This is a genomic window from Streptomyces sp. NPDC005648 (assembly GCF_040605395.1).
Lineage (GTDB): Bacteria > Actinomycetota > Actinomycetes > Streptomycetales > Streptomycetaceae > Streptomyces.
On record NZ_JBEXCS010000021.1, the window covers coordinates 25,665 to 51,896 of the forward strand.

Below are 26,232 nucleotides of genomic sequence, written 5' to 3' on the forward strand. Positions count from 1 at the left end.
TTCTTCATCATGGGTGCCTCCGGTGAAGGACGGGGGATGCCTGAGTGACGGAATCTGTTTTAAGGGAGTGGATCGCGACGTCGTCGTGGCGCCCCCGGGTGAAGCCGGAGCACCACCCGTATCTCACTCTTGATGGCCACGTGCGCATCGGAAGCGTCGTCCACGGAATTGGTGCAGAGATCGAGGATCCGGACGGCTGGGTATGGGCCCTGACCCAGGCTCTGGACGGCACCCGCACCGCGCCCGAGATCGCCGACACGGTCGCCGTGGCCCATCCTGGCCTTGCCGCCGCCGACGTTCTGGGCGCCATGGCCGATCTCGCGGAGGCAGGTTTCCTTGAAGACGCGTCTGCTCCGATGGCCGACGGGTTCTCCGGACGCGGCAGAGAACGCTACGGCCGCGGGGTCGCCCTGCTGCGTTGGATGGACCGCTCGCCCCGTATCGACAGCTGGGAGTTACAGCTCAGGCTGGCACACGCGCGGGTCCTGCTCGTCGGCCTCGGAGGCGCAGGAGGCCTCGCGGCCCAGGGCCTTGTCGCCTCCGGCGTGGGACACCTGCACTGCGTGGACCCGGACGTCGTGGAACTCTCCAACCTCAACAGGCAGGTCATCTACCGGGAACGCGACATCGGCCGCCCCAAGATCGACGCCGCCCTGGAGTCCCTGCGCGCCCTGAACTCCGACGTCGAGGTCACCGGAACTCGTACGGAGATCGGCGCCGTCGAGGACTTGGAGGCGCTCCTGCGACGGGGGTCGGAGGACGGCCGCCACGATTTGCTGGTGCTGAGCGCCGATCGGCCCTCGGGGATCCGCCATTGGGCGAACCGCGCCTGTCTCAGCACGGGCACACCCTGGGTGGAAGGCGGCTACCGGGGGCCCTGCGTCTCGGTCGGTGTGTACGCTCCCGGCCGCGGCGCCTGCTTCGAGTGTCATCGCGACCAGGATGCCGACTCCCGGGATCTGAGGCTCGCGCCGGGCCAGGATCCGGAGTCCGTCTCGCCGAGGATGGACTGGGGTCCCGTCAACGCGGCCACCGCCATCCTCTCGGCGGGCCTGCTGGTGCACGCCGCGCTGAACGCGCTCACCGGCGTGCCGGCGGTCGAACCGGGGTTCCGGTACGGCATGAACCTGATGCTGCCGGGCGAGCCGGAGACCAACCGGTATCCCCGTCGTCCGGCCTGCCCGGCCTGTGGCGGGAGCGCCTCGTGAGCGATGTCGGGGGAGCGGCGACCGTGCTGGGCCCGGTCTCCCGGGTCAGACTGCACGACCTGATCCGGCGGCCTGACGGAGCGGAGTGGATCGTCGGACGGCGCGAGACACGGACGTTCGTGGCCGTTCCCGAAGAGGGCATCAAGGTGATCCAGTTGTTGGAGCGGGGCCTGAGTGTCGGAGAGTGCAGTGAGCGACTGATGACCGAGACCGGTGAGGAAGTCGACGTGGCGGACTTCGTGCACGACCTCATCGCCCTGGGCTTCGTGGCCGAGACCGACGGACGTCCTGTGGATGCGGACACCGTACGTCCGCCGACCCTGCCCCGGTTGCGGGCCGAACACGTGCGCTTCCTGCTGAGCCCGTGGCTGCCGCTGCTGCCAGTCGTCCTGGTCATCGCTGCCCTGGTCACCCTGATCCGGCACCCCGAGCTCACGCCGAGTTACCACGACTTGCTGTGGAGCGACCGGGGAAGCGTCGTGATCCTCTCCGGCGCCGTGGTGGGCTGGTCCATCGTCCTGCTGCATGAGTTGGCGCACCTCGCCGTAGCCAGGGCCACGGGAGTGCCCGGCCGGATCGGGTTCGGGACTCGGCTGCAGTTCCTGGTTGTTCAGACGGACATCAGCGGCATCGAACTCTCGTCTCGCCGCCACCGCTTGACGGCCTATCTGGCCGGCATCGTGGTCAACCTCGTCGGTGCCGCGGGAGCGGTACTGCTCCTTCCAGTGACAGTCCCCGGCTCGGCCGTGCACCGGCTGCTCGCGGCGACCGTGCTCTGGGCCCTGCTGCCGCTCACCTTCCAGCTGATGGTGTTCATGCGCACTGACGTCTACTTCGTCCTTCAGGACCTGACCGGGTGCCGTGACCTGTACGGTGACGGCCGCGCCCACGCCCGTCACCTGGCGAGGCGCCTGCTGCGCCGGGAGGGCCCTGCCGCCGACCCCAGCAGGACGCTGCCGCCGACGGAGCGGCGTGCCGTACGGATCTACAGCACGGTCCTGGTCGTCGGAACCGCCCTCTGCCTTGCCGGTCTGGCGCTCTTCACCGTGCCGGCGGACGTCCGACTCGTAGTCCGGGCGGTGGCCGAACTGCGCGCGCCACACACCGGTCCCGACCTCGCCGACGCGCTCTTGACCCTGGGATCGCTGGCCGCTATCCACGTGCTGTGGCTCACCACACGCTGGCGCAACAGGCGCGCCCGTCGCCCGAGTTGACCGAAAGGTGACCCCGCATGTCCCATCTGCTTCCCGCTACCGGGGGCGCATACCTCGACCAGGACGCCTACATCGCCGACTTCAACCGCCGGTTCTGGCGCACCGACGCGGAGGGCTTCTGGAAACTGGAGCGGATGCAGAGTTACGACGAGGGGGACTTTCCCAGCTGGCTGGCGCTGCGCGACGGCGACTGGAGTGAATCTCTGCGCCTGATCGAAGAGCTGCGCCCCGAGTACGAGGAGTACTACGCCAAGATCGCCGCGGCGGGCTTCGCACTGCACCGGGTTCGTGTAGTCGAGAGGCCGATCATCCCTTATGTCCAGTGGGAATTGAATATCCTCAGCGTCAAGTACGAGTACGGGGAGCGCGTCAGTGTGCTGGACGCCATGGAGGTCGCGGGGGAGGAGACCGAGGATCCGCTGCCGGAACTGTGCGTGCTGGGCACTGAGGCCGTCTACGTCCTCGATTACTATTCTCGCAGCGAACCGAACGGCGCCGTCCTCCACACCGACCCCGCCACCGTGACCCGGGCCCGCACCCTCGTTCAGCGGCTCTATGCCGCCGGTGAGGGACTGGGCGGCTACTTCGCGCGCGAGGTGGCCGGGCTGGCGGCTCCTCGCGGTCTGTGACGGCCGTCGCCGGGGCGGCGGATGGAGCAGGATGGCGGGTATGGACGCCGAGCTGTTCCCGCGGAGTCGGGTGGAAGTCTCTCCCGGTGCCGTGCATGTGCCGGACTGGCTGGGTATGGACCGGCAGCGCGAGCTCCTGGAAGCATGCCGGGACTGGGCCCGGCCCCCTGCCGGCCTGCGGACCGTGCGCACGCCCGGTGGGGGCACGATGACCGCGAGGCAGGTGTGCCTGGGGTGGCACTGGTACCCGTACGCCTACGCCCGTACCGCCGTCGACGGTGACCGGGCGCCGGTGAAGCCGTTCCCGGCCTGGCTGGACGAGCTGGGGCGGCGGGCGGTGGGCGAGGCGTTCGGCGCGGCCGCACCCGGGCCGTCCACATCTTCGTACGACTACGACATCGCACTGATCAATTTCTACGACGGCGACGCGCGCATGGGCATGCACCGGGACGGCGACGAGCGGGCGGACGCGCCGGTGGTGTCGTTGAGCCTCGGGGACAGCTGTGTCTTCCGGTTCGGGAACACCGACAGCCGTGGCAAGCCCTACACGGACGTGGAACTGCGCAGCGGCGATCTGTTCGTGTTCGGTGGGCCCTCCCGGTTCGCGTACCACGGCGTGCCACGGGTGTACCCCGGCACCGCGCCGCCGCAGTTGGGGCTGTCCGGACGTCTGAACATCACGCTACGGGTCAGCGGGCTGTAGCTCGACGTGACCGCGGATCATGGGAGACTCGCCCTCATGAGCGGCGACGCGGACCCCCGGCCGGCGGGGGAAGGGACCACCTCGAGGACGCGGCTGGACCGGGGGCGCGGTGCCCTCGGACCCGCGTTGGAGCTCGTGCACACCGGACGGGCGCCCACGCGTGCCGTGCTCACCGCCGAGCTGGGCGTCACCAGGGCGACGGCCGGCGCGGTCGCCGCCGAGCTGGAGGCGCTCGGGCTGATCAGGGTCGACGCCCGGCCGGGAGCGGCGGCCGGTTCCCAGGGCAGGCCCTCGCACCGGCTCGCGGTCGCCGACGAGGGCCCGGTGGTCCTGGCCGCGCAGGTGCACGCCGACGGGTTCCGTGCCGCGCTGGTCGGCCTGGGCGGCCGGATCGTCGCCACCGCACCGGGCTGCGAGACCGTCGACGCCGACCCCGCCAAGGTCCTCGGCTCGGTCGTCGAGGCGGGCGCCGAACTGCTGCGCACGACGGGACGGCGCTGTGTGGGCGCGGGCCTGGCCGTGCCGTCCGCGGTCGCCGAACCCGACGGCCTCGCCCTCAACCCCCTGCACCTGGCCTGGCCCGCCGGCGCCCCGGTCCGCCGTATCTTCGCGGAGTGCGTGCGCTCGGCCGGGATCACCGGACCCGCCTTCGCGGGCAACGACGTCAACCTCGCCGCACTCGCCGAGCACCGGCACGGCGCCGGCCGCGGCTCCCGTGACCTGCTGTGCGTGGCCACCGGCCACCGGGGCGTGGGCGGCGCGCTGGTCCTGGACGGCCGTCTGCACACCGGCAGTTCGGGCCTCGCCCTCGAAGTCGGCCACCTCACCGTCAACCCCGAGGGCCGCCCCTGCCACTGCGGCAGCCGCGGCTGCCTGGACGTCGAGGCCGACCCGCTCGCCTTCCTCACGGCCGCCGGACGCGACCCGGGCCCCGAGGTCTCGCTCCTCCAGCAGGCCATCGACCTGATCCGCAACCACTACGACGACCCGTCCGTCCGCACGGCCACCGAGGCCCTCATCGACCGCCTCGGCCTCGGCCTCGCCGGCCTGGTGAACATCCTCAACCCCGACCGCATCATCCTCGGCGGCCTGCACCGCACCCTCCTCGACGCCGACCCCGAGCGCCTGCGCGCCGTCGTCGCCGACCGCAGTCTGTGGGGCCAGAGCGGGGGAGTGCCCATCCTGGCCTGCACCCTCGACCACAACAGCCTGGTGGGAGCGGCGGAACTGGCCTGGCAGCCGGTGCTGGACGACCCCCTCGGGGCACTCGCCTAGGGACCTGCTCCAGTCCCCGCCCCTGCGCCGCTGCGTTAGGCTCGCGAACATGCGGATCTCCGTCTCCTCCGACATGGACGAACCCGTGGCCCGCACGCTCGTGGCCGAGCTGCGCGCCCGTGGGCACGAGGTCGTGCCGCACGGCGCCCTGAACCCGGGGGACGACCCCCAGTGGGCCGTCTGCTCGGAGGCCGCGGCGCGCGAGGTCGCCGCCGGAAGGGCCGACCAGGCCGTCGTGTGCTGCTGGACCGGCACGGGGGCCTCCATCGCCGCGAACAAGGTGCCGGGTGTACGAGCGGCCCTGTGCACGGACGCCTACACGGCCGACGGAGCCCGCCGCTGGAACGACGCCAACGCGCTGGCGCTCAGCCTGCGCCTGACCTCCGAGCCCCTGCTGAAGGAGATCCTCGACGCCTGGTTCGCCGCCGAGGTCAGCGAGGACGCGGAGGACCGGGGGAATGTGATCCGCATCGAGCACCTCGACCTCGGCAGGACGGCACACTGACTCACCGGCCGACATGACCTGCCGGCCGCCCGGGCTCACCGGCACAGGCTCCACAGCGCCGCCACCGACGGCCGCCGCAGATCGGCCCGCCGCACACACAACCCGATCGTGAGGGGCTCCGGCGCCGGATCGGCGGGAACCACCGCCAGCCGGTCCCGCACCGCGCTGTGCTCCAGTACCAGCCGGGGCACCACGCCCGTCCCGCAGCCGAGGGCCACCAGGGTCAACAGCCCTTCGTGGCCGTCCGGTTCGCAGACCACCTCCGGCGTCGTGCCCCGGGCCCGGAACCAGCGGTCGGCCGCCTCACGGACCAGGCCCCGGTGGGGGAGGACGAACGGTCCGTCGAGCCCGGGGGCCCGGCGGTCCCGGGCGGTGACCAGGACCAGCTCGGTCACCGCCACGGTACGACTGACCAGCGGCTCCGGCAGCCGCGCCGGGATGCCCGCCACCGCCGCGTCGACCTCCCCCTCGTCCAGCCGGGCCAGCGCGGCGGCCGCGTCACCGGTGCGCAGATCGAGCCGGACCTGGGGATGGGCGCCGCGGAAAGGGGCCAACAGGTCGGGCAGCAGCGCCTGGCAGGCGGTCACCGTCGCGAACAGCGCGAGATGTCCGGTGAGTTGCGCCGGATCGGGGTGCTCGTCCCGATAGGAGCGCCACAACTCCAGTGCCTGGACGGCGTATTCACGGAACCGGTGTCCCTCCGCCGTCAGCGACACCCCGCGCGGACCGCGCTCGAACAACCGGTGCCCGAGATCCGCCTCCAGCCGCTGCACCGTGCGGGTCAGCGTCGCCGGGCTGACATGGCAGTCCAGGCTCGTCCGCCCGAAGTTCAGGGTCTGCGCCAGATGGAGAAAGAGCCGCAGCTCCCGATGGTCGTCCCGCACCGGTTCACCTGCTCCTTTCACTTCACGCAACATTCCGCTGCAGATGTTGCGCTTGCCGCAACGCTCCGTCGGAGCCTACAACTCGACCATGACCTCGACGAAGACCACCAGCACGTACACCTCTGGCACCTCTGGCACCTCTGGCACCTCTGGCACCTCTGGCGTCCCCACCACGTACACCTCCCGCGTCTTCCCCCTGGAGACCATGGACGTGCCCGGCGGCACGGAGGCCATCCTGCGCGGCGGCCGGCACCTCTTCCCGCTGCTGCCGCGGGCCTTCGCCGGCGTCCGCCGCGTCGGCGTGCTCGGCTGGGGCCCGCAGGGCCGCGCCCAGGCCCTCAACCTGCGCGACTCCCTGACCGGCACCGACATCCGGGTGACCGTCGGACTGCGCCCCGGCTCCACTTCGGTGCCCGACGCCCGGGCCCATGGCTTCACCGAGGAGGACGGCACGCTCGGCGACTGGCTCGCCGTCGCCGCCGACAGCGATCTGCTGATCCTGCTGATCGCGGACGCCGCTCTCGCCACCCACCACCGGGAGATCTTCGCGGTCCTCAAGCCCGGCGCGGTCATCGGCCTCTCGCACGGCTTCCTCCTCGGCCATCTGCGGGAAACCGGCGGCGAGTTCCCCTCCGGGCACGGCGTGATCGCCGTCTGTCCCAAGGGCATGGGCGACTCCGTGCGCAGGCTGTACCAGCAGGGCGAGGAGATCAACGGCGCCGGGATCAACAGCAGTCACGCCGTCCACGCCGACCCCGACGGCCGGGCGACGGACCTCGCGCTCGGCTGGTCGGTCGCGCTGGGATCGCCGTACACCTTCCGCACCACCCTCGACAGCGAGTACCTCTCCGACATCGTCGGTGAACGCGCCGTCCTGCTCGGCGCCGTCCACGGCATCGTCGAGAGCCTGTACACCCGCTTCCGCCTCGCCGGGGACGACGAGGTGACGGCCTACGAGCGGTCCTGCGAGACCCTCACCGGCCCGATCGCCCGCACCATCTCGCACACCGGCCTGCGCGCCGTGCGTGCCGGACTCGACGCCGGCAGCCGCGAGATCTTCGACCGCGCCTACACGGCCGCCTACGCGCCCGCGCGCGAGATCATCGCCGAGATCTACGACGAGGTCGCCGACGGCACCGAGCTGCGCAGCGTGATCCTCGCCGAACGACGCCTGGGCAGCCGCCCGATGAGCGAGATCGGGGGCTCGCCGATGTGGCGGGCGGGCGCTCGGGCACACGCCCGCCGAGGCGAACACGACGTGCCCGTCGACCCCTTCACGGCCGGCGTGTTCGTCGCCACCATGACCGCCCAGATCGACGAGTTCGCCGAGCGAGGCCACCCCTGGTCGGAGATCGTCAACGAGTCGGTCATCGAGGCGGTCGACTCGCTGCTTCCCTATATGCACGCCCGCAACGTGGCCCACATGGTCGACAACTGCTCCCGCACGGCCCGTCTGGGCGCGCGCCGCTGGGGCCCGCGCTTCCAGACGGCGTACGAGCAGATCGCCTACCCCGCGGCCGAACGCCCGGCGGACGAAGCCCTGTTGGCGGCCTTCGACACACACCCCGTGCACGAGGCCCTGTCGGCGGCGGCGAAACTGCGGCCGTCCGTGGACATTTCGGTCGGCTAGGCCCGAGCCCGTTGTCAGTGGGGGCGGATAGCCTGCGCGCATGATCGAGACGCAGGACGACGACCGCGCCTTTCCGCCCGCCCTGGCGGACGTGGCCCAGGTGGAGTTCGACTACGACGACGGCGAAGGCGTCGACTTCGAGCCGTACGACGCCTTCGACTCCGCCGAGGAGACCACCGACTGGCTGCGCAACTGGACCGGCAACCACGACCTCGACGGCGACGCCTACCGGGTCTTCGGCCAGGACGGCACCGGCGGTCTGGTCGCCCTCTGGCGCGTGCGCTCCGGGCGGCCGCTCGCCGACCAGCCCGTGGTGTTCCTGGGCTCGGAGGGCGAGCGCGGAGTGGTGGCCGCGAACCTGTCCGACTTCCTCTGGGTGCTGGCGGCCGGCCTGGGCCCGCTGGAGGTGGTGGAGTTCGGCAGCCGCGAGGCCCGCCCCAATCCCACCCTGACCGACCTCGCCGGGCGCCACGCCACCACCCCTCGCCGCCCCGCCGAAGAGATCATCGCGGAGGCGCAGTCCGAGTTCCCGAGCTTCTCGGACGACATCGACGCACTCTGCCGCTGAGCCGGCGAGCGGGGAGAGCAGTCCTCGGGACGCCGGCGTCGAAGGCGGCGGGGGAACCGGAGGCGCGCGCCGGCACCCAGTGACTCCCGTACTCCCCGGGAGGTACTCGCACTACCGCCGGCCGTACGACGACCCGGACCCCCTCCCGGAGGCACTCTCGAGTACCACAGCTCGAGTGGCACAGACAGACCACCTCTGGGAGATGAACCGAGATGACCGCGATGCAGACCCTCGCAGACTGGCACGGCGGCCCCGGCCCGTGGATCCTCTTCTTCCCGCTGATCTGGGCGGCCGTCGTGCTCGGCGTCGTCACCGTGGTGCGCCGCACCGCCTGGCGCGGCCGCCCCCGCGGACCGTGGCGGGCCATGGACGACCCCCGTCCGTCCGGCGACGCGCCCCTCGCCGTGCTCGGGCGCCGCTTCGCCTCCGGTGAGATCGACGAGGACGAGTACTGGCGCCGGCTGTCCGTCCTGGACGAGCAGTTCGGCCGCGCGAAGGGCGGTGCGGTGTGACGACCGCGACCACCCTGCGCACGGCACCGGGGTGAGGGCCCTGGACGGGGTGAGCGTCGACCTCCCGGCCGTCCGCTTCACCGCGATCACGGCGCCCTCGGGCTCGCTGGTGGCTCCCACGGCCGGCGCTCTGGCGGGCCTGCGCCCGGTACGGCGGGCCGCCCGCCCGGACGTCCTGCGCGCCATGGCCACCGGGTGACCCCCAGGGCAGGAAGGCCGACCGCCCCGCGGTCGCACGCCGTCACCGCCCGGTCAACCAGCGACGGCCGACCGGGCGGGAGCGTGTGCGGACCGATGGGCGTCGACGACGTGCTCGGCGTCGATGAACCGGCGCACCGGCTTCTCGGTGGCGTGACGCGGTGTGCGTCCGGGTACAGCGACGGACGGCACGGAGGTCGGCAGGGTGAACCACACGACCTTCCCGGCATCGCCCTCCGCCCGCACGCCCCAGCTCTCGCTCACCGCGGCCACCATGGCGAGCCCGCGCCCGCTGGTGGCGGAGGGTTCGACGTCCCGTACCTCCGGGAGGCGGGGGTCGTGGTCGTGCACGGAGACCGTGAGCCGGTCCAGCAGGACCTCGATCTCCACGGTGCACTGCTTGTCCGGCTGGGCATGCCGGTGGACGTTGGTCAGCAGCTCGGTCACACCGAGTGCGGCCCGGTCTATCAAGGGATCCAGATGCCAGTAGCGCAACTGCGCTGAAAGGATTCTGCGGACCTGGCCGATCCGCGACGGCAGGGCTTGGAGCTCCACCGTGCAGTGCCTGCTTGGGTGACTGATCACGGCTGCGACTCCCCGACTTGAGGTCCGGAAGAACACGGAGTTCGGATCCGGCAGCGGGGCCTGAAGAGAGAATGCTCGGCTGCCGTCGTGCCCGGCGGGCTGGTTCGCAGCGTTGTCGCCGGTAAACCCAGAGTGACGTGAGACCAGCGTGGCGCAGGGGACTCCATCGCGCAACTCGCGGTGAGCCGACGGTAGCCCTGCGTCATCCCGCCGGGTGGTCAGCCCCCGCGCCCGGCCGCCCTGCGCACGGCCTCGATGAACCGCCGTGCCGCCGGCGGCCCCGGCTCGCCCGGCGCCGGGTCGTGCTCGCCCAGCGTCAGCGTGTACCGCTTGCCGTTGAGATCCGCGAGCGCCCGGTCCTCGGCCGCGAACCACGGCTTGGAGGCCCGCACCGCCTGCACCGGCGCACTGTCGATCTCGCTGCCGTAGCTGGTGAGCAGTTGCAGTCTGCCGTCGCTGATACGGACCTGCCCGGCCCGGGTGAGTGAACGCAGCCGTTTCCCGATCCGCACGCCCGTCGCCTTGAACTCCGGCTCCGCCATGCCGCCCGCCCCCTCGTACGCGTTCCGTGCGCCGGCCCGCTCCCTCGTGGGTCCGGGCTCGGCGCAATCCGTGATCCAGTGTGCGCCCCCGTTCGGTGCAGTCTGCCCGCAGCCGACGTCGAGCACCAGTACGCACGGGCCGCTCGCACCGGGCGCCCGGAGCACTCGGACGAATGCGCCCCCACGCCGGCCGCCCCCTGCCCCCAGGCTGTGCTTTGAGGTGCTCAAAGTGGTGTTTATGCAGGTGAGAAGCGTGCGGAAGGTGTCTATGATCGATGCGTCGACAGCGCGACACGCCGTCGGCGCGAAGACTGAGGAGCATCGACGTGAGCACCACGCAGCAGCCACGGACCGGCGAGACCCTCGATGTCGATCGCAGCGACACGGTCTATCGCGGCTGGCTGAAAGACGCCGTCCGCAAGGTCCAGGCCGACGCCAACCGCTCGGCCGACACACATCTGCTCCGCTTCCCGCTGCCCGAGGCGTGGGGCATCGACCTGTACCTCAAGGACGAGTCGACGCACCCGACCGGAAGCCTCAAGCACCGCCTCGCCCGCTCGCTCTTCCTCTACGGGCTCTGCAATGGCTGGATCCGCCCGGGCCGCCCGGTGATCGAGGCGTCCAGCGGCTCGACGGCGGTCTCCGAGGCGTACTTCGCGAAGCTGATCGGCGTGCCGTTCATCGCCGTCATGCCGCGCACGACGAGCGCCGAGAAGTGCCGTCTCATCGAGTTCCACGGCGGGCAGTGCCATTTCGTGGACGACTCGCGGAAGATGTACGAGGAGTCGGCCCGTCTCGCGGCGGAGACCGGCGGCCACTACATGGACCAGTTCACCTACGCCGAACGGGCCACCGACTGGCGCGGCAACAACAACATCGCCGAGTCCATCTTCCGGCAGCTGGAGCTGGAGCGGTTCCCGGAGCCCGCGTGGATCGTCGCCACGGCCGGCACCGGAGGCACCTCGGCGACGATCGCCCGCTACGTCCACTACACCCAGCGGGACACCCGTATCTGTGTGGCCGATCCTGACAACTCCTGTTTCTTCGAGGGCTGGACCACCGGCGATCCGGACGTCACCTGCGACTGCGGCTCCCGTATCGAGGGCATCGGGCGCCCCCGTATGGAACCGAGCTTCGTGCCAGGCGCCGTCGACCGCATGATGAAGGTCCCCGACGCGGCGAGCGTCGCCGCCGTACGGGCCCTGGAGCGGGCCATCGGCCGCAAGGCGGGCGGTTCGACCGGCACCGGGCTGTGGAGCGCGCTGAAGATCGTCGCCGAGATGGTGGCCGAGGGGCGCCGGGGGAGTGTGGTGACGCTGCTGTGCGACCCGGGCGACCGCTATCTCGACAAGTACTACTCGGACGCGTGGCTGGCCGAGCGGGACCTGGACATCGCGCCGTACTCCGCCGTGATCGACACCCTGCTGGAGACGGGTGTCTGGCCGGGCTGAGCAGTGGGGGGACGGCCGGCCGAACGTCATCCGCGAGCCGGCCGGGCTTAGTCACCGCGAGGCGACCCGACCCGACTCGCTTTCGCTCGGCCGCGTCGCGCTCAGCCCTGTCGCGCCCTCCCCGTGGGCGCGCTACCCCTGTTTCTGTCGCGCCAGCCGCCGGTCCAACTCCGTGACCGCCTCCCGGAAGGCCCGCCCGAGCCCCGCCCGGCCCACCTTCACGGCGAGCCGGAACAGCGCGGTGCCGTCCGCGCCGAAGGTCCACTGCACACGGGTGCCGGTCCCGGCCGGGATCAGCCGCCACTCCTCGGCGAGCGCGCGGACGCCCGGCGCGTTGGTGACGTCGACCCGGTAGGCGTAGACCTCCGCCTCCTTCGCCGCGATGATCGTCTCCCGGAAGCGCCCCCCGCCGACCAGCCGGATGTCGCGCCCGGCCCCGTCGTCGATCGGCAGGGCCCGCTTCACGGCCGCGAACCACTCCGCCCAGCCCGCCACGTCGTCGTTGAGGGCGCGGAAGACCGCCTCGGGCGACGCGGAGATCTCCTGGGCGAAGACCAGACGTACGGGAGCGGTGTCGACGAAGTCGAGTCCGACGGGACGCAGACGGTGGGCCATGGACGCGAACCCCCTTGGCGGAGAAGGGTGGTTGACCGGGGCAACGTCACGATAGCTGGCGGCCCGTCAGATGTCAGTACCGCCTCCGCCCGGCAGGATCACTCCTCCGGCTCGCCCGCCACCACCAGGCGCCGCAGATGCTCAGAGATCTCCTCACGGGCCTCGTCCGGCAGCCCGGCATCCGTCACCAGGGTGTCGACCTGCTCCAGCGCCGCGAACGAACTCAGGCCCACCACACCCCACTTGGTGTGGTCGGCGACCACCACGACCCGCCGCGCCGACTGCACCAGGCGCCGGTTGGTCTCGGCCTCGGCGAGGTTGGGCGTGGAGAGGCCGGCCTCGGCCGATATCCCGTGGACCCCGAGGAACAGCACGTCGAAGTGGAGTGCCCCGATCGCCTGGTCGGCCACCGGCCCCACCAGTGAGTCGGACGGTGTGCGCACCCCGCCGGTCAGCACCACCGTGGCCGCGCCCTGGCGGGGACCAGAGGTCCGCTGCGCCGCGTGGAAGACGTCGGCCACCCGCACCGAATTGGTCACGACCGTCAGGTCCGGTACATCGAGGAGGTGGTGCGCCAGCGCGTAGGTCGTCGTACCGCCCGACAGCGCGATCGCCGTGCCCGGCGCGACCAGCTCGGCCGCGGTCCGGGCGATGTCCTCCTTGGCCGTGAGCTCCAGTCCGGACTTGGCCTCGAAACCGGGCTCGTGCGTGCTCGCCTCGACGACCGGCACCGCACCGCCGTGCACCTTCTCCAGCACGCCCTGCCGGGCCAGTGCGTCCAGATCGCGGCGCACGGTCATGTCCGACACGCCGAGCTTGCGCGTCAGCTCGTTCACGCGGACCCCGCCCCGGCGCCGTACCTCGTCCAGGATCAGGGCGCGCCGCTGCTCCGCGAGGAGGTTCTGATTCTCACTCACGTACGCTCCGGTCCTTTCGCCACCTGCAGTCCGACACGCCCTGCGCACCCTCTCCGACAAGGACATTCTTCCCCGGCCCCGGTGCGCGGACGTCCCATCCTCGCACGGGTTCGTGCCGGTGGCGCCACCGACCGTCACGACGCGCTCATGTCACCCGAGCCGCATGCGCTCCCCCGACGTCACACGTATCGGGGAGATTCCGTGAGAAGAGGTGTACGCGACGGGGCGGGACGGAGATCCTTGAGGCCGCACGGGCACAAGCCGAGGCTCGTCACGGGGGAAGTGCGAACAGTGGAACGCGCGCAGGAACGTGCCGCCGCCGACGGTCCCGGCCGGTGGTCCGAGGAGTCCGGGATCGCCCTGGAACTGCTGGTCCACGGGGTGGGCGGCACCACACCGCAGGAGATGCTCGACGATCCGCGCACCGTCCGGATCACCGGCGACGACACCGCGGCCGTCTTCCGGCGCGCCGACGACGTCGACGCCGAGAGCAGACCGCGGGAGTACCGCGACCGCCCGGTGCAGGAGGCGTACGTCTGGTGCAACCTCACCTCCGGCAACGGCGCACGCGCCCTCTGGCTCCTGCTGCTGCCGTTCATGGTCGTCAACCTCGCCCACTGGATGCGCCCCACCGCGCGTGGCCGTGAGCGCACGGTGCGTTTCTACGGACTGCTGGTCCGCCTCACCGGCCTGACCCTGACCGTCCTGCTGGTCGCGGCGGCCTGCGAGGTCGCCCTGGACCTGGCGGCCTGGCAGTGCGCGGGCACCCGCGCGTGCGCGGAGCGTCACTCCTGGCTGGGTTTTCTGTCGCCCGAGGTCTCGGACGACGGGTGGTGGAGCCGCCCCGGCCGCCGCCTCGCCGTCGCGGCCATGGTCCCCACCGCCCTCACCACGCTCCTCTGGTACCTCTCCCGACGTACCTGGAGCGCGTACGAGTCCACCCAGCCGCTCGCCCACCGCCGCGAGCCCGACGAGGACACCGGCCGCACCTCGCTCGGCCGCCCCGGGTTCTGGTACGGCCGCCGCCTGGTCGCCCGCCTGCGCGCCGCCCACACCGCGGCCGGCCTGCTGACGGTGGCCGCCGCCCTCACCTCCGCGGCGGCCCGCTTCGACCGCGCTCCCGGCGGCCCGGCCCTCCTGGACACCCTCGGCCGGCTCCTGCTCGCCGCGATCGCCGCCACCGCCGCCTTCGCGGTCGGGGTGGTCTGCCGCCGCGGCCGCACCGAGAACCGCCTCGACCACGGGCTCGACGAGCATCTCGTACGACGCCTGCCGCTGGCCGCGCTGGTCCTGCTGCTGCTCGCCGCCGGGTACGCCGGCTGGGCACGCCCCGGATGGCAGTCGGACGGCCGGCTGCTCGGCTGGGGCACCACCTTCGGCGGCCTGGCCCTGACCCAGGGCGCCCTCGTCATCGCCCTCGCGGTCGCCGCCCGCGTCCTGTACCGCACCCACCTCGACCCCAGGGCGGCCATGCGCGGCCTTGCCGGACCGGCCGTCGCGATGCTGGCCTGCGCGCTCGGCGGGGTGATGTCCGGCGGTGTCGCACAGCGGGTCTCCGACTGGCTGGACGGCACCGGCACCTCCATCGACGGTCCACCCGTGCTGCTGACCTGGCAGTCCTCCGTGATCCCCGTACTCCTCCTCGTCCTGCTGGTGCTGTGCGCCGTGCTCGGCCGCCGTGCCTGGCGACTGCGCCGCGCCCAACTCCGCGAGGTGGACCTCGACCACCCCGGCGAGCCCGGAGACATCGCCCGCACCCGCGCCATCGCCACCACCCGCGCGCTGGCCACCCTCACCGACCGCGCCCCGCTCCTGGTCGCCGTGACCTCGGTGACGACACTGCTGCTGGGCGCGGGCGCCGTCCTGGGAGCGCACTTCACCGAACAGGCCCCCGGCCCGGCCGCCCGGCACGCCCATGCCCTTGTACACGGCTCCGCGCAGACCGCGCAGGCGCTCGGGTCCTGGCTGATCGGCGTCGGCTTCCTGCTCTTCGTCACCTGGGGCCGGCGCGCCTACAAGGACGCCTCGGCCCGGCGCACCGTCGGCATCCTGTGGGACGTCGGCACCTTCTGGCCGCGCGCCGCCCACCCCTTCGCCCCGCCCTGCTACGCCGAACGCGCCGTCCCGGACCTCACCTGGCGCATGGCCACCTGGACCCGCGCCACCGCGGGCCGCCTGGTCATCTCCGGCCACTCCCAGGGCAGCGTCCTCGCCGCGGCGGCGGCCTGGCAGCTGGAGCCGTCGGTCCGCAAGCGGGTCGCCCTGCTGACCTACGGCTCCCCGCTGGAACGCCTCTACGGCCGCTGGTTCCCGGCCCACTTCGGCCCGGCCGCGCTCAGCTCCCTGCACCACGAGGTCGACTGCTGGCGCAACCTCCACCGGCTGACCGACCCGATCGGCGGCCCCGTCCGGCTGTCCGGCGACTGCGGCCCGGAGGTGGACCGGGGCCCGCTGAAGGACCCCCTCGCCTACGGCCGCACCGCACGGCATCCGCTGCCCGCGCCGATCCTGGGCCACTCCGACTACCAGGCCGACCCTGCCTTCGCCGAGGAGCGCGAACTGCTGCTGGCGCGGCTGCGCCCGGAGGTCCCGGCACCCCGCCCTCAGGGCGAGTCGGGCAGGTCCTCCGCGTAGAGCAGCGTCAGCACGTCCGTGCTCGGCTCGTCGACCTGGGCGACCCGGCCGGCGTGCCGCTCGACCATCGCCTCGAAGGTCTGGCGGGCGGTACGGCCGTTGCCGAACGCCGGGCCCTTGGGGATCGCCTTGAAGTACTTGACCAGGGCCTCGGCGGTACCGTCCGCCAGCCGGTACTCGTGCTCCTCGGCCTGCTGCTCGACGATCCGCAGCAGTTCCCCGGAGTCGTAGTCACTGAAGGTGATGGTCCGGGAGAAGCGGGAGGCGACGCCGGGGTTGACCGAAAGGAACCGCTCCATCTCGGCCGTGTAGCCCGCGACGATCACCACGACCGCGTCCCGGTGGTCCTCCATCAGCTTCACCAGCGTGTCGATGGCCTCCTTGCCGAAGTCCCGGCCCGAGTCCTCCGGCGACAGCGCGTACGCCTCGTCGATGAACAGCACTCCGCCGCGCGCCCTGTCGAAGGCCTCCTGGGTGCGGATCGCGGTCGAGCCGATGTGCTCGCCGACCAGGTCGACACGGGACACCTCGACGAGATGTCCCTTCTCCAGGACACCGAGGGAGGCGAGGATCTCGCCGTAGAGCCGGGCGACCGTCGTCTTGCCGGTGCCGGGGGAGCCGGTGAAGACCAGGTGCCGCTTGACGGAGGCCGCTTTGAGGCCGGCCTGCTGCCGACGCCGGCCCACCTCGATCATGTCGGTCAGCGCGCGGACCTCGCGCTTGACGCTCTCCAGGCCCACCAGCGCGTCGAGTTCACCGAGCACGGCCTTCGAGGTCCGCGTCGGCTGCTCCGGCTCGGCGGCGGGGGCGAGCGGATCCTGCTCGGTGTCGCGCCGGCCGGGGATGGCACCCAGCAGTCCGGGGGTCTGGTGCGCCGTCTGCACGGCGGTCTCCCGCTCCGCCGGCGGACGGACGCCCGAGCCGCTCTCGTCGCTGGTGCAGTCCTCCACCACCGGCCCGGTGCCGGGCGCCGCGTCCGGGCCGACCTCGGCGAACTCGTACCCGCCGCGCGCGCTCCGCTCCGTACGGCACTTCCGCAGCGTCGTACGGCAGCCGTCGATCACATGGAAGCCGTAGCCGCCGCTGCCGGTCACCCGGCAGTTCAGGAAGGTGCCCCGGCCACCCGCGGACACATAGAAGCCGGCCTCGGCGGGGGCGTCGACCGTGCACCGCTCGATGGTCGGGTCGGCGCCCTTGGTGACGATCACCCCGGTCTGGGTGCCGTCCACGGTGCAGTTGTTGAGGGTGCCGCCGCTGCCGTGGTCGCGGAACCAGGCGCCGGTCGCCGCGTCCCGGATACGGCAGTCGTCGAGCTGGGCGGTGGCGCCGTCGCTCACCGACACGGCCGTGTTGCGCACCTGGGAGAGGTCGCTGTCGACGACGTCGGCGCGCGAGCCGCGGTCCAGGACGAACAGCGCGTCCGGCACGTCGTGGACCCGGCAGGACTCCAGCACCGCGGTGGCGCCGTCGCTGACCCACACCGCCGGGTAGTCGCCGGTGCTGTCGAAGATCTCGCACTGGTTGGCGTCCACACGGGTGCCCGGGTCCCACACCGACAGGCCGTTGCGCCCGAACTGACGCACCGTCGTGCGGGTCAGCGTGAGCACCGAACGCGAGCGCAGGTCGACCGCGTTCTCCGGGATGTCGTGGATACGGCAGTCGGCGAGGGTCAGCACGGCGTCCGTGTCGAGCGTGATGCCGTCGGCGGTGGTGCGGTGCACATCGCAGTCGGTGAGGTGGGCGGTGGCGCGGCCGGTGACCTGGACACCGCTGCCGCGGACCTCGTACACCTCGCAACCCACCGCTTCCAGCGCCGAGTTCTCACCCGTCGCCGTCAGGCCCGAGCCCGAGGCGTGGTGGACGCGGCAGCGCTCCAGGCGCGGGTGGGCGCCGCCGCGGACCGCGACGCCGGCCTGGCCGGCCGCGACCACCTCGCACTCCTCGAACACCCCGCCCCCGCCGTCGAGTACGGCGATGCCGATGCCCGCCGGGTTGTCGACGGTGCAGCGGCGCACGGTCGGACGCGCTCCGCCGCGCACCTCGATCCCGGCCGCGGACCGCGTCACGATCCGTACGTCCAGCAGCTCCGGAGTGCCCTCCTCGACCAGCAGCGCGGGCGCCGCCGCGTCCTGGCCCTCCACATGCAGGTCCTGGACCACCGCCGAGGCCCGTACGGTCAGCGGAACCCCGTCCACGGGCGCGATCCGCACCGAGCCGGGGGAGCCCTCCGGGCCCCTGAGGGTCACCGCCCGCTGCACGACGAGGTTCTCCCGATAGGTGCCGGGTGCGACGGTGAGGACGTCACCGTCGGCCGCGGCCTCCAGGGCGGCGGCGAGCGACGCGTACTCACCTGTGCGGCGCCGCCAGCGCGATGTGCCGGTGTGCGTCACCTGGACCGTGCCCTGTGCCATGGCGTTGCTGTGCCCCCACCTCGTAGTACGCGGGTTCGTGCTGCCGAGGAACCTCGGTCGGTCCACCGTAGCGTGCGCGCGGGGGGTGGGTTGACCAGAGCCGGAAGGCCGTCAGCTGCCGGTGCCGGTCCGGCCCCAGTCCGGGCCCGCGCGGTCCCAGGCCTGGTCCCAACGGGCGTACCGGCGACGGACCATGCGCCAGAGGATCGTTCTCCGCACGCCCTCCACGGCGCCCGCGGTGAGCATCGCTGCGCCGAGTCCGGCCAGCACCGCGTGCGTCGTCGCCGTCGCGGAGTCCAGCGGACGGGCCACCAGGCGGCCGTGGGAGTCGGTCCATATCGTGAAGTGGTCGCCCTGGTGCGGGGATTTGAGGGCCGCCAGGGCCGTGGCATGGTGCGCGGTGCCGTCCGGGGCGGTCCAGTCGGCGATCACCCGGCTGCGCAGATCCCGCGCGGCGGACGTCTCGGGGTCGGTCTCCAGTGGGGAGCGGTCCAGCTTGCGCACCACGGTGGCCGTCACCAGATGGCGGGCCGCGCGCTGCTCCCGGACCGACTGCTGCAGGGCGCCCTGGGCGACGCGGCCGACGAGGGCGCCGACTACGGGAGCGGCGACGAGGATGAGCAGCAGGGCGGCCAGCGCCACCCAGGCCTCGGCCAGATCGCTTGCGCGGCGCAGCGGATTGTGCCGCCAGCGCCAGAGTCCGCCGATTGCTCGCACCGTCCCGCACCCCCTTCCCGCTCCGTGATAACCCCTGGCGGAGTCGTCCACGCGCGGGCCCGGCCGAAGAGAGAGCGAAATCACCTGCGACGGGCCTCTCATGAACTTCTCACGGACCCAACGCTCGGGCCCCGGGCGCTGGTTCCCGCCCCGGGGCTCTTGACCGGATCTTTCTCCGGGACCGGTCGCAGGACACTCGGCCGGAGTCGCATCGCGGGGCCGTCGACCGCAGTCACTCCGGATCCGTCGGCCGCGGTCACTCCAGGATCGTCACCGGGTCGCCGACCCGGATGGTGCCCCGGCCGAGCGGCACCAGGTTCTGGCCGAAGACCAGCCTGCCGTCGATGTGCCGATGACGCCCGAGGGTGTCCAGGGGCTCCTTGCCCCGCGCGCCGGAGAGCTGGTCGGTGGTCGTCACGACGCAGCGCCCGCACATCTTGGCGACCCGGAAGGCGACCTCGCCGACGGTGATCCGGGACCAGCCGTCCTCCGCCCAGGGGGCGGTGCCGGCCACGACCACGTTCGGCCGGAAACGGTTCATCGGCAGGGGCCCCTCGGCCGGATGGGCGCCTTGGGCGATCAGGGAGTTGAGGGCGTCGAGCGAGGCGACCGAGGTGACCAGCAGCGGAAAGCCGTCCGCGAAGGTCACCGTCTCGCCCGGCCGGGCGAACTCGGGATCGACGGGCCGACGCGTGGCCGGATCGTCCATGTACACGAGCCGTGTGCCGGCGCCGAGGTAGTCGCTGCACCATGCGTGGGCGGCGGGGTCCGCCGCGAGCACGCCCTCCACCTTGTCGCGGAAGATCTCCACCACGACCGTGTCCCCCGGGGGCGGAACCGGGACGCTCAGGGAGTCCGTTCCCGGCGCGGACAGACGAACACCGCCGCCGGGCAGAAGCTCGGCGACGGCCGGCGCGAGGCGTGGTTGCTGACGCTGTGTGACGACCTTTCCCCCGTCGTCGATCAGCACCCAGCGCCGGTCCCCGGCCAGCCCCCAGGGCTCCACGACGGCCTCCCGAAGCGCGACGCTCCGGAACGCCTTGACCGGATGGACGTGAATCGACTGCAGCAGTGCTCTCCCCATGGAGCCATCGTGCCAGGTGGCGTCGGCAACCGGAGAGGAGGGATCAGTAGCCGCGGTACTGCTGCTGGTTGTACGGATCCTGGTAGGGAGCCGGAGCGGGGCGGGGAGTCGCCGGACGCATCGCCTCGTAGCCGCCCGCCATCGGACGCTGCGGCTGCTGGGGTTGCTGCGGACCCGGGTAGCCCCGCGGCGCGGTGGCCTGCTGCGGGATGTACGCCGCGGGCGCCTGCTGCAGCGGCGAGGGCTGCTGCGCCTGCGGATAGCCGTAGGAGGACTGGGAGGGGCCCGCCGGAAGGGCGGGCAGGGCCGACGGCAGCGCCGGCAGATTGCTCACCGGCATGTCGTAGGCGGCGGGGACCCGGATCGGAGCGATCTGGGGGGTGCCCCGCTCGGCGACGAGCCTGTCGTAGATCGGGGTGTCCGGGAAGGCGGAGTAGTAGCCACCGCCATAAGTGGAGCGGGGGGAGGTCATGGCACATAAGTTAAGCCCACGATGTGCTGGTTGGGGAGACCGATAAGAGGGTTGTTTTCCGTGTCGGCAGTGGCGTGGGATCCCCAATGCGAGCGAACTCGGCAAAATAGGGCGGCGAGCAAGGTTGTGATCCTGTAAAGCCCGAGTTCCGGGAGGGTTACCGGCGGGTTGGTGGACCGCTCGGGTGTGCCTCGCATGGGAGTTCGCACTCCTGAGGAATAGGTTGTGGGAGTGCAGAACCCTAAGGGCGGTTGCCGGGGCACTGGCAGGCCCGCTGACACGTGAGGGGGGCGGACATGTCAATGCCGAAAGGATCGAATACTCCGGTGCCGACGACGGCGCTGCGGGTGGAATTGGGCTGGCGTTCCGGGCCCGGTGTGCCCGACGCGGACGCCTCGGCGCTCCTGCTGGTGGGCGGCAAGGTCCGCTCGGACGGCGACTTCGTCTTCTACAACCAGCCGGCCCACTCCTCCGGCGCGGTCCGCCACGAGGGCAAACGGGTCGACGGCGGCCGGATCACCGACACCCTGCTGGTCGACCTCGCGCGCGTGGAGCCCGCGATCGAGACGGTCGTGCTCGCCGCCTCCGCCGACGGCGGCACGTTCGGACAGGTCCCGGATCTCTATGTCGAGGTCCGCGACGCCGTGCGCAACACCGTGGCCGCGCGGTTCGACAGCACCGGCGCGAGTGTGGAAACCGCTTTCGTGCTCGGTGAGTTCTACCGACGGCAGGGCGCCTGGAAATTCCGTGCCGTGGGCCAGGGCTACGGCAGCGGACTCGAGGGCCTCGCCACGGACTTCGGCATCACGGTGGACGAACCCCGGCGTGCCGCGCCGACGCCCCCGCCCGTGGCGCCCCCGGTGACCGTGCCCCCGCCCGTCGCGCCGCCCGTGACGATGCCCCCACCGGCCGGACCTCCCGCTCCCTTCCAGCCCCCGCCGCCTGCCACCGCCCCCGTCCGTCTGTCCAAGATCACGCTCACCAAGGCGGCCCCGGCGGTCTCCCTCACCAAACAGGGCGGCACCTCGGGCGCGATGCGGGTGAACCTCAACTGGCAGATCCGCAAGCAGTTCTCGGGATGGGGCAGCAAGGGAGGCCGTGCCGTCGCCCGGCACGCCGACCTCGACCTGGACCTGTGCGCCCTGTACGAACTGGGCGACGGCAGCAAGGGAGTCGTACAGGCACTCGGCAACGCGTTCGGCTCGCTGCAGCGCCCGCCGTACATCCACCTCGACGGCGACGACCGGACCGGCGCCGTGTCGAGCGGCGAGAACCTCACCATCAACCTCGACCACAAGCAGGCCTTCCGGCGGATCCTCGTCTTCGTGACCATCTACGAAGGCGCCCGTTCCTTCGCCGACCTGCATGCCACGGTCACCCTCCAGCCGCAGTACGGCGCAGCGATCGACTTCTCCCTCGACGAGTGCACGGTCCCCTCCACCGTCTGCGCCCTCGCCCTGATCACCAACACCGGCGACGACCTGGTGGTCCAGCGCGAGGCCCGCTACCTGGTGCCCGAGCGCGGGGTCAGCCCGCAGCGGACCGTGGACCACGCGTACGCATGGGGCATGAACTGGACGCCCGGCAAGAAGTGAGGGCTGCCGCGGAAGGCCTTCCGCGCGGGCGGCCGCCCGTCCCCTAGGAAGGCTGTTCGTCCGTGACCGTGTCCGGGCGGGCGTAGGTGCGGCCCTTCCAGGCCGCGCCGCGCCCGCGGCAGTGCTGGACCGCCGAGTCGACCGTCATGAGGAGATAGAGGAACGCGGTGAACGGCAGCAGGGGCGCGAGCCAGAGGGGCTGGAGGTAGTAGCGGAGCATCGGGACGTACGTGCCCGTCATCACCAGCCATGCCAGTGCGCCGAGGACGGCGGTCGCGGCGTCCCCGGTCGACGCGCCGGCGACGAGGGCCGCGGGCGGCACCAGGTACACCAGCGCCAGGCCGACGACCGTGCCGAGCAGCAGCAGGGGGTTGTGGCGCAACTGCGCGTACGCGCTGCGCGACACCATCCGCCACAGGTCGTGCAGCCGCGGATACGGCCGCACGCTGTCCACCTTCTCGGCCAGCCCCAGCCAGATGTGCCCGCCGCCGCCCTTCACCGTCCTCGCGAGCGCCACGTCGTCGATGACGGACTGCCGGATGGCCTCTGGGATCCGGGCCCGTTCGGCCGTCTCGGCGCGCAACAGGACACAGCCGCCCGCCGCGGCAGCCGTCCGTGCCCCCTCGCGGCCGATCCGGCGGAAGGGATAGAGCTGCGCGAAGAAGTAGACGAAGGCCGGCACGACGAGCTTCTCCCACCGGCTCTCCACCCGTAGCCGGGCCATCTGCGAGACGACGTCGAAGCCGCCCGTGCGCGCCGCCGCCACCAACTCCCGCAGGCTGTCCGGTTCGTGCGCGATGTCGGCGTCCGTCAGCAGCAGGAACTCGGGTCCACGCGCGCGTGCCAGGGCGATGCCGTGCCGTACGGCCCACAGCTTGCCGGTCCAGCCGGGCGGCGGCTCGCCGGGGGAGCCGACGGTGAGGGGGAGTCCGCCACGGGCGTGGGCCAGCGCGCGGGCGAGCTCACCGGTGCCGTCCGAACTGCCGTCGTCCACCAGGAAGATCTCCGCCTGCCCGGGGTAGTCCTGGGCGAGCAGGGAGGGCAGGCTCGCGGGGAGTACGGCGGCCTCGTCGCGCGCCGGGACGACGATGCCCACCGCGGGCCAGTCCTCGGGGTCCCGGCGGCGCGGGAGCCTGACGTCCGTGCGCCAGAAGAAGCCCTGGCAGAGCAGCAGCCACAGCCAGGCGGCGAGGGATACGGCGGCGGTCCACGCGATGGCGCTCACCCGCGCAGTGTGCCCCACGCGACCGGCCCGGAAGGGCTCATCGTCTATCGTGGCCGGGTGAAGATCGCGCTCATGGACTCCGGAATCGGTCTGCTTCCCGCCGCCGCCGTGGCGCGCCGTCTGCGGCCCGACGCGGATCTCGTGCTGTCCTGGGACCCCGACGGAATGCCCTGGGGTCCGCGCACACCGCAGGACATCACCGAGCGCGCCCTGGACGTCGCCGGGGCCGCCGCCGCGCACCACCCCGACGTCCTGATCGTCGCCTGCAACACCGCGTCCGTGCACTCCCTGCCCGCGCTGCGTGCCCGTTTCGAGCCCGAGCTGCCGATCATCGGCACCGTGCCCGCGATCAAGCCGGCGGCCGCGGGCGGCGGCCCCGTCGCCATCTGGGCGACCCCCGCCACCACGGGCAGCCCCTATCAGCGCGGTCTCATCGCCGAGTTCGCCGCAGGCGTGGACGTCACCGAAGTGCCCTGTCCCGGCCTCGCCGACGCCGTCCATCACGCCGACGAGGCGGCGATCGAGGCAGCCGTCGCCGCGGCCGCCGCGCTCACCCCCGGCGACATCACGACCCTCGTCCTCGGCTGCACCAACTACGAACTGGTCGCCGAGCGCATCCGGTCCGCCGTGCAGCGGCCCGGCCGGCCGCCGCTCATCCTGCACGGCACCGCGGGCGCCGTGGTCGCGCAGGGACTGCGCAGGATCGGCGCGCAGCCCACCCCCGACGCCCCCGCCGACGGCGGCCTCACGGTGCTGCTCAGCGGGCGCACCGGCGAGCTGCCCGAGACCGCGCTGACGTATGAGGAGGGACGTTTCCTCAAGGCGGTCACCCCCGCCCGGTGACCGACGGTGGCGCGCCGGACGCACCTGGTCGGCCCAGTGACTCTCCGCGACCGGGTACCCCCGCTGCGAAACCTGAGTAGTCTCATGGGTATGAGGGACCACCCCCACGACGAGCGCGCCCAGCACCCCGACATCTGGACCGGACGCGCCACCAACCGGGCCCAGTGGCTGCTGGCACTCGGCGGCGCGGCCTTCCTGGCGCTCGGCATCGAGCTGGCCGTCGACTCGGCCTGGACCTCGGGCGTCGCCCCGCTGGTCATGTCCGTCGTGGGCTGCATCGCCGCCGGGCTGCTGGTCATCTTCGGCACCCTCGCCTTCGTGCACGTCGACCTGAAGCTCGACAAGGAGTCCCTCGAGGTGCGGTGCGGCCACATCGGTGTGCCGCGTCGCCGTATCCCCCTCGACCATGTGGCCGGCGCCGAGTTCGCCCCCCACGTCACCCCGCGCCAGTGGGGCGGCTGGGGTTACCGCTGGCGGCCCGAGAAGGGCACCGCGGTCGTCGTACGCCGTGGAGAGGGTGTCGTCCTGCGGCTCTGGGACGGCCACACGTTCACGATCACGGTGGACAACGCGGAAGCCGCCGTACGGGTCATCAGGGACCGGCTGCGGCCGAGCTCGCACTGATCCGCGGCGTCACGGGGTCAGCCGGTCGCCGCGCGGCCGTACCCGCGTCTCCGGCTCGGGCGACTCCTCGGCGAGCGGCCGGGCGGTGGCGAGACCGGCCAGCAGCCCCGCGCCGACCGAGACCGCGGTGAAGCTCAGCGCGTTGCCGACCGAGGCGATGACCGCGAGTCCCGTGAGGGCCGCTCCGGCGGTCAGCACCACCGGGGTGGGGCGCGGGGAGCGCCACAGTGTGTACAGCACCCAGCAGAAGGTCGCTCCCAGCAGCGCCACACCCACCACGCCCTCCTCGGCCGCCTGCTGCAGCAGCGCCGAGTGCGGCTTGCCGTCGGAGAGCAGCGTGTGGGCGGTCGTCGTGCTCAGCTCCCCGAACCGTCCCGGGCCCACGCCCAGGGCGGGATGGTGGTGCGCCATGCCCAGGGCGTCCTGCCACAGCTGGACGCGGTGCTGGGTGAGCTGGCCCTCCAGCGACTCGGTGAGCCCGTCGGGCAGCGCGTTCCCGGCGATCGCCCAGGTCAGGCCGGTCGCCACGGCCGCGGTCAGGGCCAGCCCGGTCAGCCCCAGCGCCCGGCTGCGCATCCGGCCCGCGGCCGACGAACACAGCAGTACGGCGGCGCAGGTGAGGAACGCGCTGGTCGATCCGAGCACCGTCGACGCCACCGTGATCCCGACCGCCAGGGTGCTCAGCGCGATCCGCAGGACCGGTGATCCCGCCGTCCACGCGGCGCAGCACGCGGCGCCGACGCAGAGCGTGAGCAGGCCCGCCGTGGCTCCGGCGGGCCCGAGGGGCGCGTCGATCTGCGGACCCGGAGCCAGTCGTGGCACGGCCACCGCCAGGCCCAGCCCGGCCAGGGCCCCGGCGCAGGGCGCGGCGACCGGCAGCAGCGCCCCGCAGATCCGGCCGGCGGAATAGCCGGCGGCCACGGCCAGCACCGCGAGCAGCACGCCCTCCGGACGCCCCTCCTGGAGGGTCGCCGTGATCAGCGACCAGGTGGCGCAGGCGCCCAGGACCACGACGCCCGCCGCGTCCGAAACGTTTCGTCTCTCGCTGTCCTCCCCAGGACCCGCGTCGGACGTCATCCCCGTGGAACCCACCCCGCCCCCCGAACCCGACCGATCCCCCCGACCTCGCACGATCCGCCCGTCGAGGCCGTGACCGGCTCGGACGACTGTGGCTGGGCACACCGTAACCGC

General features: G+C 72.5%; 25 protein-coding genes and 1 pseudogene. 15 read left to right on the forward strand and 11 right to left on the reverse strand.

What is annotated here, in order from left to right:
• Positions 1 to 140 precede the first annotated feature (140 nt).
• Genes ABZT17_RS15000 through ABZT17_RS15025 form a run of 6 tightly spaced genes read left to right on the forward strand, consistent with a single transcriptional unit; the run spans position 141 to position 5,534 of the window.
• Positions 141 to 1,208, forward strand: a complete 1,068-nt coding sequence (locus ABZT17_RS15000) for a ThiF family adenylyltransferase (protein WP_356348428.1) — start codon at positions 141 to 143, stop codon at positions 1,206 to 1,208.
• A complete protein-coding gene (locus tag ABZT17_RS15005) occupies positions 1,205 to 2,422 on the forward strand; it encodes a hypothetical protein (protein WP_356348430.1) in 1,218 nt (405 codons plus the stop codon). Before ABZT17_RS15000 ends, ABZT17_RS15005 begins: the two co-directional genes overlap by 4 nt.
• A 17-nt stretch (positions 2,423 to 2,439) precedes the next feature.
• Positions 2,440 to 3,051, forward strand: a complete 612-nt coding sequence (locus ABZT17_RS15010; protein WP_356348432.1) for a DUF6879 family protein — start codon at positions 2,440 to 2,442, stop codon at positions 3,049 to 3,051.
• 40 nt (positions 3,052 to 3,091) lie between these two features.
• The gene (locus tag ABZT17_RS15015) at positions 3,092 to 3,754 is read left to right on the forward strand and encodes an alpha-ketoglutarate-dependent dioxygenase AlkB (RefSeq protein WP_356348434.1); all 663 of its coding nucleotides are present in this window, start codon (positions 3,092 to 3,094) and stop codon (positions 3,752 to 3,754) included.
• A gap of 36 nt (positions 3,755 to 3,790) precedes the next feature.
• Positions 3,791 to 5,029 (forward strand): ROK family protein, encoded by a 1,239-nt coding sequence (locus ABZT17_RS15020; protein ID WP_356348436.1) that lies wholly within the window; start codon positions 3,791 to 3,793, stop codon positions 5,027 to 5,029.
• 49 nt (positions 5,030 to 5,078) lie between these two features.
• A complete protein-coding gene (locus tag ABZT17_RS15025; protein WP_356348438.1) occupies positions 5,079 to 5,534 on the forward strand; it encodes an RpiB/LacA/LacB family sugar-phosphate isomerase in 456 nt (151 codons plus the stop codon).
• A 35-nt stretch (positions 5,535 to 5,569) separates the two neighbouring features.
• On the opposite strand, the gene ilvY is transcribed toward ABZT17_RS15025, so the two are convergent.
• Complete coding sequence (gene ilvY / locus ABZT17_RS15030) at positions 5,570 to 6,418, reverse strand: HTH-type transcriptional activator IlvY (RefSeq protein WP_356348440.1); 849 nt, start codon at positions 6,416 to 6,418, stop codon at positions 5,570 to 5,572.
• Between the two features lie 205 nt (positions 6,419 to 6,623).
• Between ilvY and ABZT17_RS15035 the strand changes: the two genes are divergently transcribed.
• From ABZT17_RS15035 to ABZT17_RS15050, 4 genes and pseudogenes are all read left to right on the forward strand, one after another.
• Positions 6,624 to 8,048, forward strand: coding sequence for a ketol-acid reductoisomerase (locus ABZT17_RS15035; protein WP_356348605.1), 1,425 nt, complete (start codon positions 6,624 to 6,626; stop codon positions 8,046 to 8,048).
• Between the two features lie 40 nt (positions 8,049 to 8,088).
• Entirely contained in the window at positions 8,089 to 8,616 is a 528-nt protein-coding gene (locus ABZT17_RS15040) for an SMI1/KNR4 family protein (protein WP_356348442.1), read from the forward strand.
• Between the two features lie 221 nt (positions 8,617 to 8,837).
• Positions 8,838 to 9,128, forward strand: a complete 291-nt coding sequence (locus ABZT17_RS15045; protein ID WP_356348444.1) for an SHOCT domain-containing protein — start codon at positions 8,838 to 8,840, stop codon at positions 9,126 to 9,128.
• A 25-nt stretch (positions 9,129 to 9,153) separates the two neighbouring features.
• Positions 9,154 to 9,234, forward strand: a pseudogene (locus tag ABZT17_RS15050) (ABC transporter ATP-binding protein); the annotation flags it as partial.
• 146 nt (positions 9,235 to 9,380) lie between these two features.
• Here the strand turns inward: ABZT17_RS15050 and ABZT17_RS15055 are convergent.
• Both ABZT17_RS15055 and ABZT17_RS15060 read right to left on the reverse strand, forming a co-directional pair.
• A complete protein-coding gene (locus ABZT17_RS15055; RefSeq protein ID WP_356348447.1) occupies positions 9,381 to 9,911 on the reverse strand; it encodes an ATP-binding protein in 531 nt (176 codons plus the stop codon).
• A 218-nt stretch (positions 9,912 to 10,129) separates the two neighbouring features.
• Positions 10,130 to 10,453 (reverse strand): hypothetical protein, encoded by a 324-nt coding sequence (locus tag ABZT17_RS15060; RefSeq protein WP_356348449.1) that lies wholly within the window; start codon positions 10,451 to 10,453, stop codon positions 10,130 to 10,132.
• 326 nt (positions 10,454 to 10,779) lie between these two features.
• On the opposite strand from ABZT17_RS15060, the gene ABZT17_RS15065 reads away from it, so the two are divergent.
• Positions 10,780 to 11,904 carry a PLP-dependent cysteine synthase family protein gene (locus ABZT17_RS15065; RefSeq protein ID WP_356348451.1) on the forward strand — a complete coding sequence of 375 codons (1,125 nt, stop codon included), beginning with the start codon at positions 10,780 to 10,782 and terminating at the stop codon, positions 11,902 to 11,904.
• Between the two features lie 132 nt (positions 11,905 to 12,036).
• Here ABZT17_RS15065 and ABZT17_RS15070 read toward each other — a convergent pair whose 3' ends face one another.
• Positions 12,037 to 12,519, reverse strand: a complete 483-nt coding sequence (locus tag ABZT17_RS15070) for an SRPBCC family protein (protein WP_356348453.1) — start codon at positions 12,517 to 12,519, stop codon at positions 12,037 to 12,039.
• A 98-nt stretch (positions 12,520 to 12,617) separates the two neighbouring features.
• Positions 12,618 to 13,436, reverse strand: coding sequence for a DeoR/GlpR family DNA-binding transcription regulator (locus ABZT17_RS15075; RefSeq protein ID WP_356348455.1), 819 nt, complete (start codon positions 13,434 to 13,436; stop codon positions 12,618 to 12,620).
• 291 nt (positions 13,437 to 13,727) lie between these two features.
• Between ABZT17_RS15075 and ABZT17_RS15080 the strand changes: the two genes are divergently transcribed.
• The gene (locus ABZT17_RS15080) at positions 13,728 to 16,070 is read left to right on the forward strand and encodes a hypothetical protein (protein WP_356348458.1); all 2,343 of its coding nucleotides are present in this window, start codon (positions 13,728 to 13,730) and stop codon (positions 16,068 to 16,070) included.
• Here the strand turns inward: ABZT17_RS15080 and ABZT17_RS15085 are convergent.
• The 4 genes from ABZT17_RS15085 to ABZT17_RS15100 form a co-directional block, all read right to left on the reverse strand.
• Positions 16,040 to 18,481 carry a right-handed parallel beta-helix repeat-containing protein gene (locus ABZT17_RS15085; RefSeq protein ID WP_356348461.1) on the reverse strand — a complete coding sequence of 814 codons (2,442 nt, stop codon included), beginning with the start codon at positions 18,479 to 18,481 and terminating at the stop codon, positions 16,040 to 16,042. The two genes, ABZT17_RS15080 and ABZT17_RS15085, sit on opposite strands and share 31 nt — an antisense overlap.
• 111 nt (positions 18,482 to 18,592) lie before the next feature.
• The gene (locus ABZT17_RS15090; protein WP_356348463.1) at positions 18,593 to 19,198 is read right to left on the reverse strand and encodes a hypothetical protein; all 606 of its coding nucleotides are present in this window, start codon (positions 19,196 to 19,198) and stop codon (positions 18,593 to 18,595) included.
• A 256-nt stretch (positions 19,199 to 19,454) separates the two neighbouring features.
• The gene (locus ABZT17_RS15095; protein WP_356348466.1) at positions 19,455 to 20,282 is read right to left on the reverse strand and encodes an MOSC N-terminal beta barrel domain-containing protein; all 828 of its coding nucleotides are present in this window, start codon (positions 20,280 to 20,282) and stop codon (positions 19,455 to 19,457) included.
• A gap of 43 nt (positions 20,283 to 20,325) precedes the next feature.
• Positions 20,326 to 20,754 carry a DUF6643 family protein gene (locus tag ABZT17_RS15100; protein ID WP_356348468.1) on the reverse strand — a complete coding sequence of 143 codons (429 nt, stop codon included), beginning with the start codon at positions 20,752 to 20,754 and terminating at the stop codon, positions 20,326 to 20,328.
• A 302-nt stretch (positions 20,755 to 21,056) separates the two neighbouring features.
• On the opposite strand from ABZT17_RS15100, the gene ABZT17_RS15105 reads away from it, so the two are divergent.
• On the forward strand, positions 21,057 to 22,349 hold the full coding sequence (locus tag ABZT17_RS15105) for a TerD family protein (RefSeq protein WP_356348607.1): 1,293 nt from the start codon (positions 21,057 to 21,059) through the stop codon (positions 22,347 to 22,349).
• A 43-nt stretch (positions 22,350 to 22,392) separates the two neighbouring features.
• On the opposite strand, the gene ABZT17_RS15110 is transcribed toward ABZT17_RS15105, so the two are convergent.
• The gene (locus tag ABZT17_RS15110) at positions 22,393 to 23,592 is read right to left on the reverse strand and encodes a glycosyltransferase (RefSeq protein ID WP_356348471.1); all 1,200 of its coding nucleotides are present in this window, start codon (positions 23,590 to 23,592) and stop codon (positions 22,393 to 22,395) included.
• A gap of 39 nt (positions 23,593 to 23,631) precedes the next feature.
• Between ABZT17_RS15110 and ABZT17_RS15115 the strand changes: the two genes are divergently transcribed.
• Positions 23,632 to 24,417: an aspartate/glutamate racemase family protein gene (locus tag ABZT17_RS15115; RefSeq protein ID WP_356348473.1), complete on the forward strand. Its 786-nt coding sequence runs from the start codon at positions 23,632 to 23,634 to the stop codon at positions 24,415 to 24,417.
• A 90-nt stretch (positions 24,418 to 24,507) separates the two neighbouring features.
• A complete protein-coding gene (locus ABZT17_RS15120; protein WP_356348475.1) occupies positions 24,508 to 25,041 on the forward strand; it encodes a hypothetical protein in 534 nt (177 codons plus the stop codon).
• Positions 25,042 to 25,050: 9 nt separating this feature from the next.
• Here the strand turns inward: ABZT17_RS15120 and ABZT17_RS15125 are convergent, their stop codons facing one another.
• Positions 25,051 to 26,118 carry an O-antigen ligase family protein gene (locus tag ABZT17_RS15125; protein ID WP_356348478.1) on the reverse strand — a complete coding sequence of 356 codons (1,068 nt, stop codon included), beginning with the start codon at positions 26,116 to 26,118 and terminating at the stop codon, positions 25,051 to 25,053.
• Positions 26,119 to 26,232 lie beyond the last annotated feature (114 nt).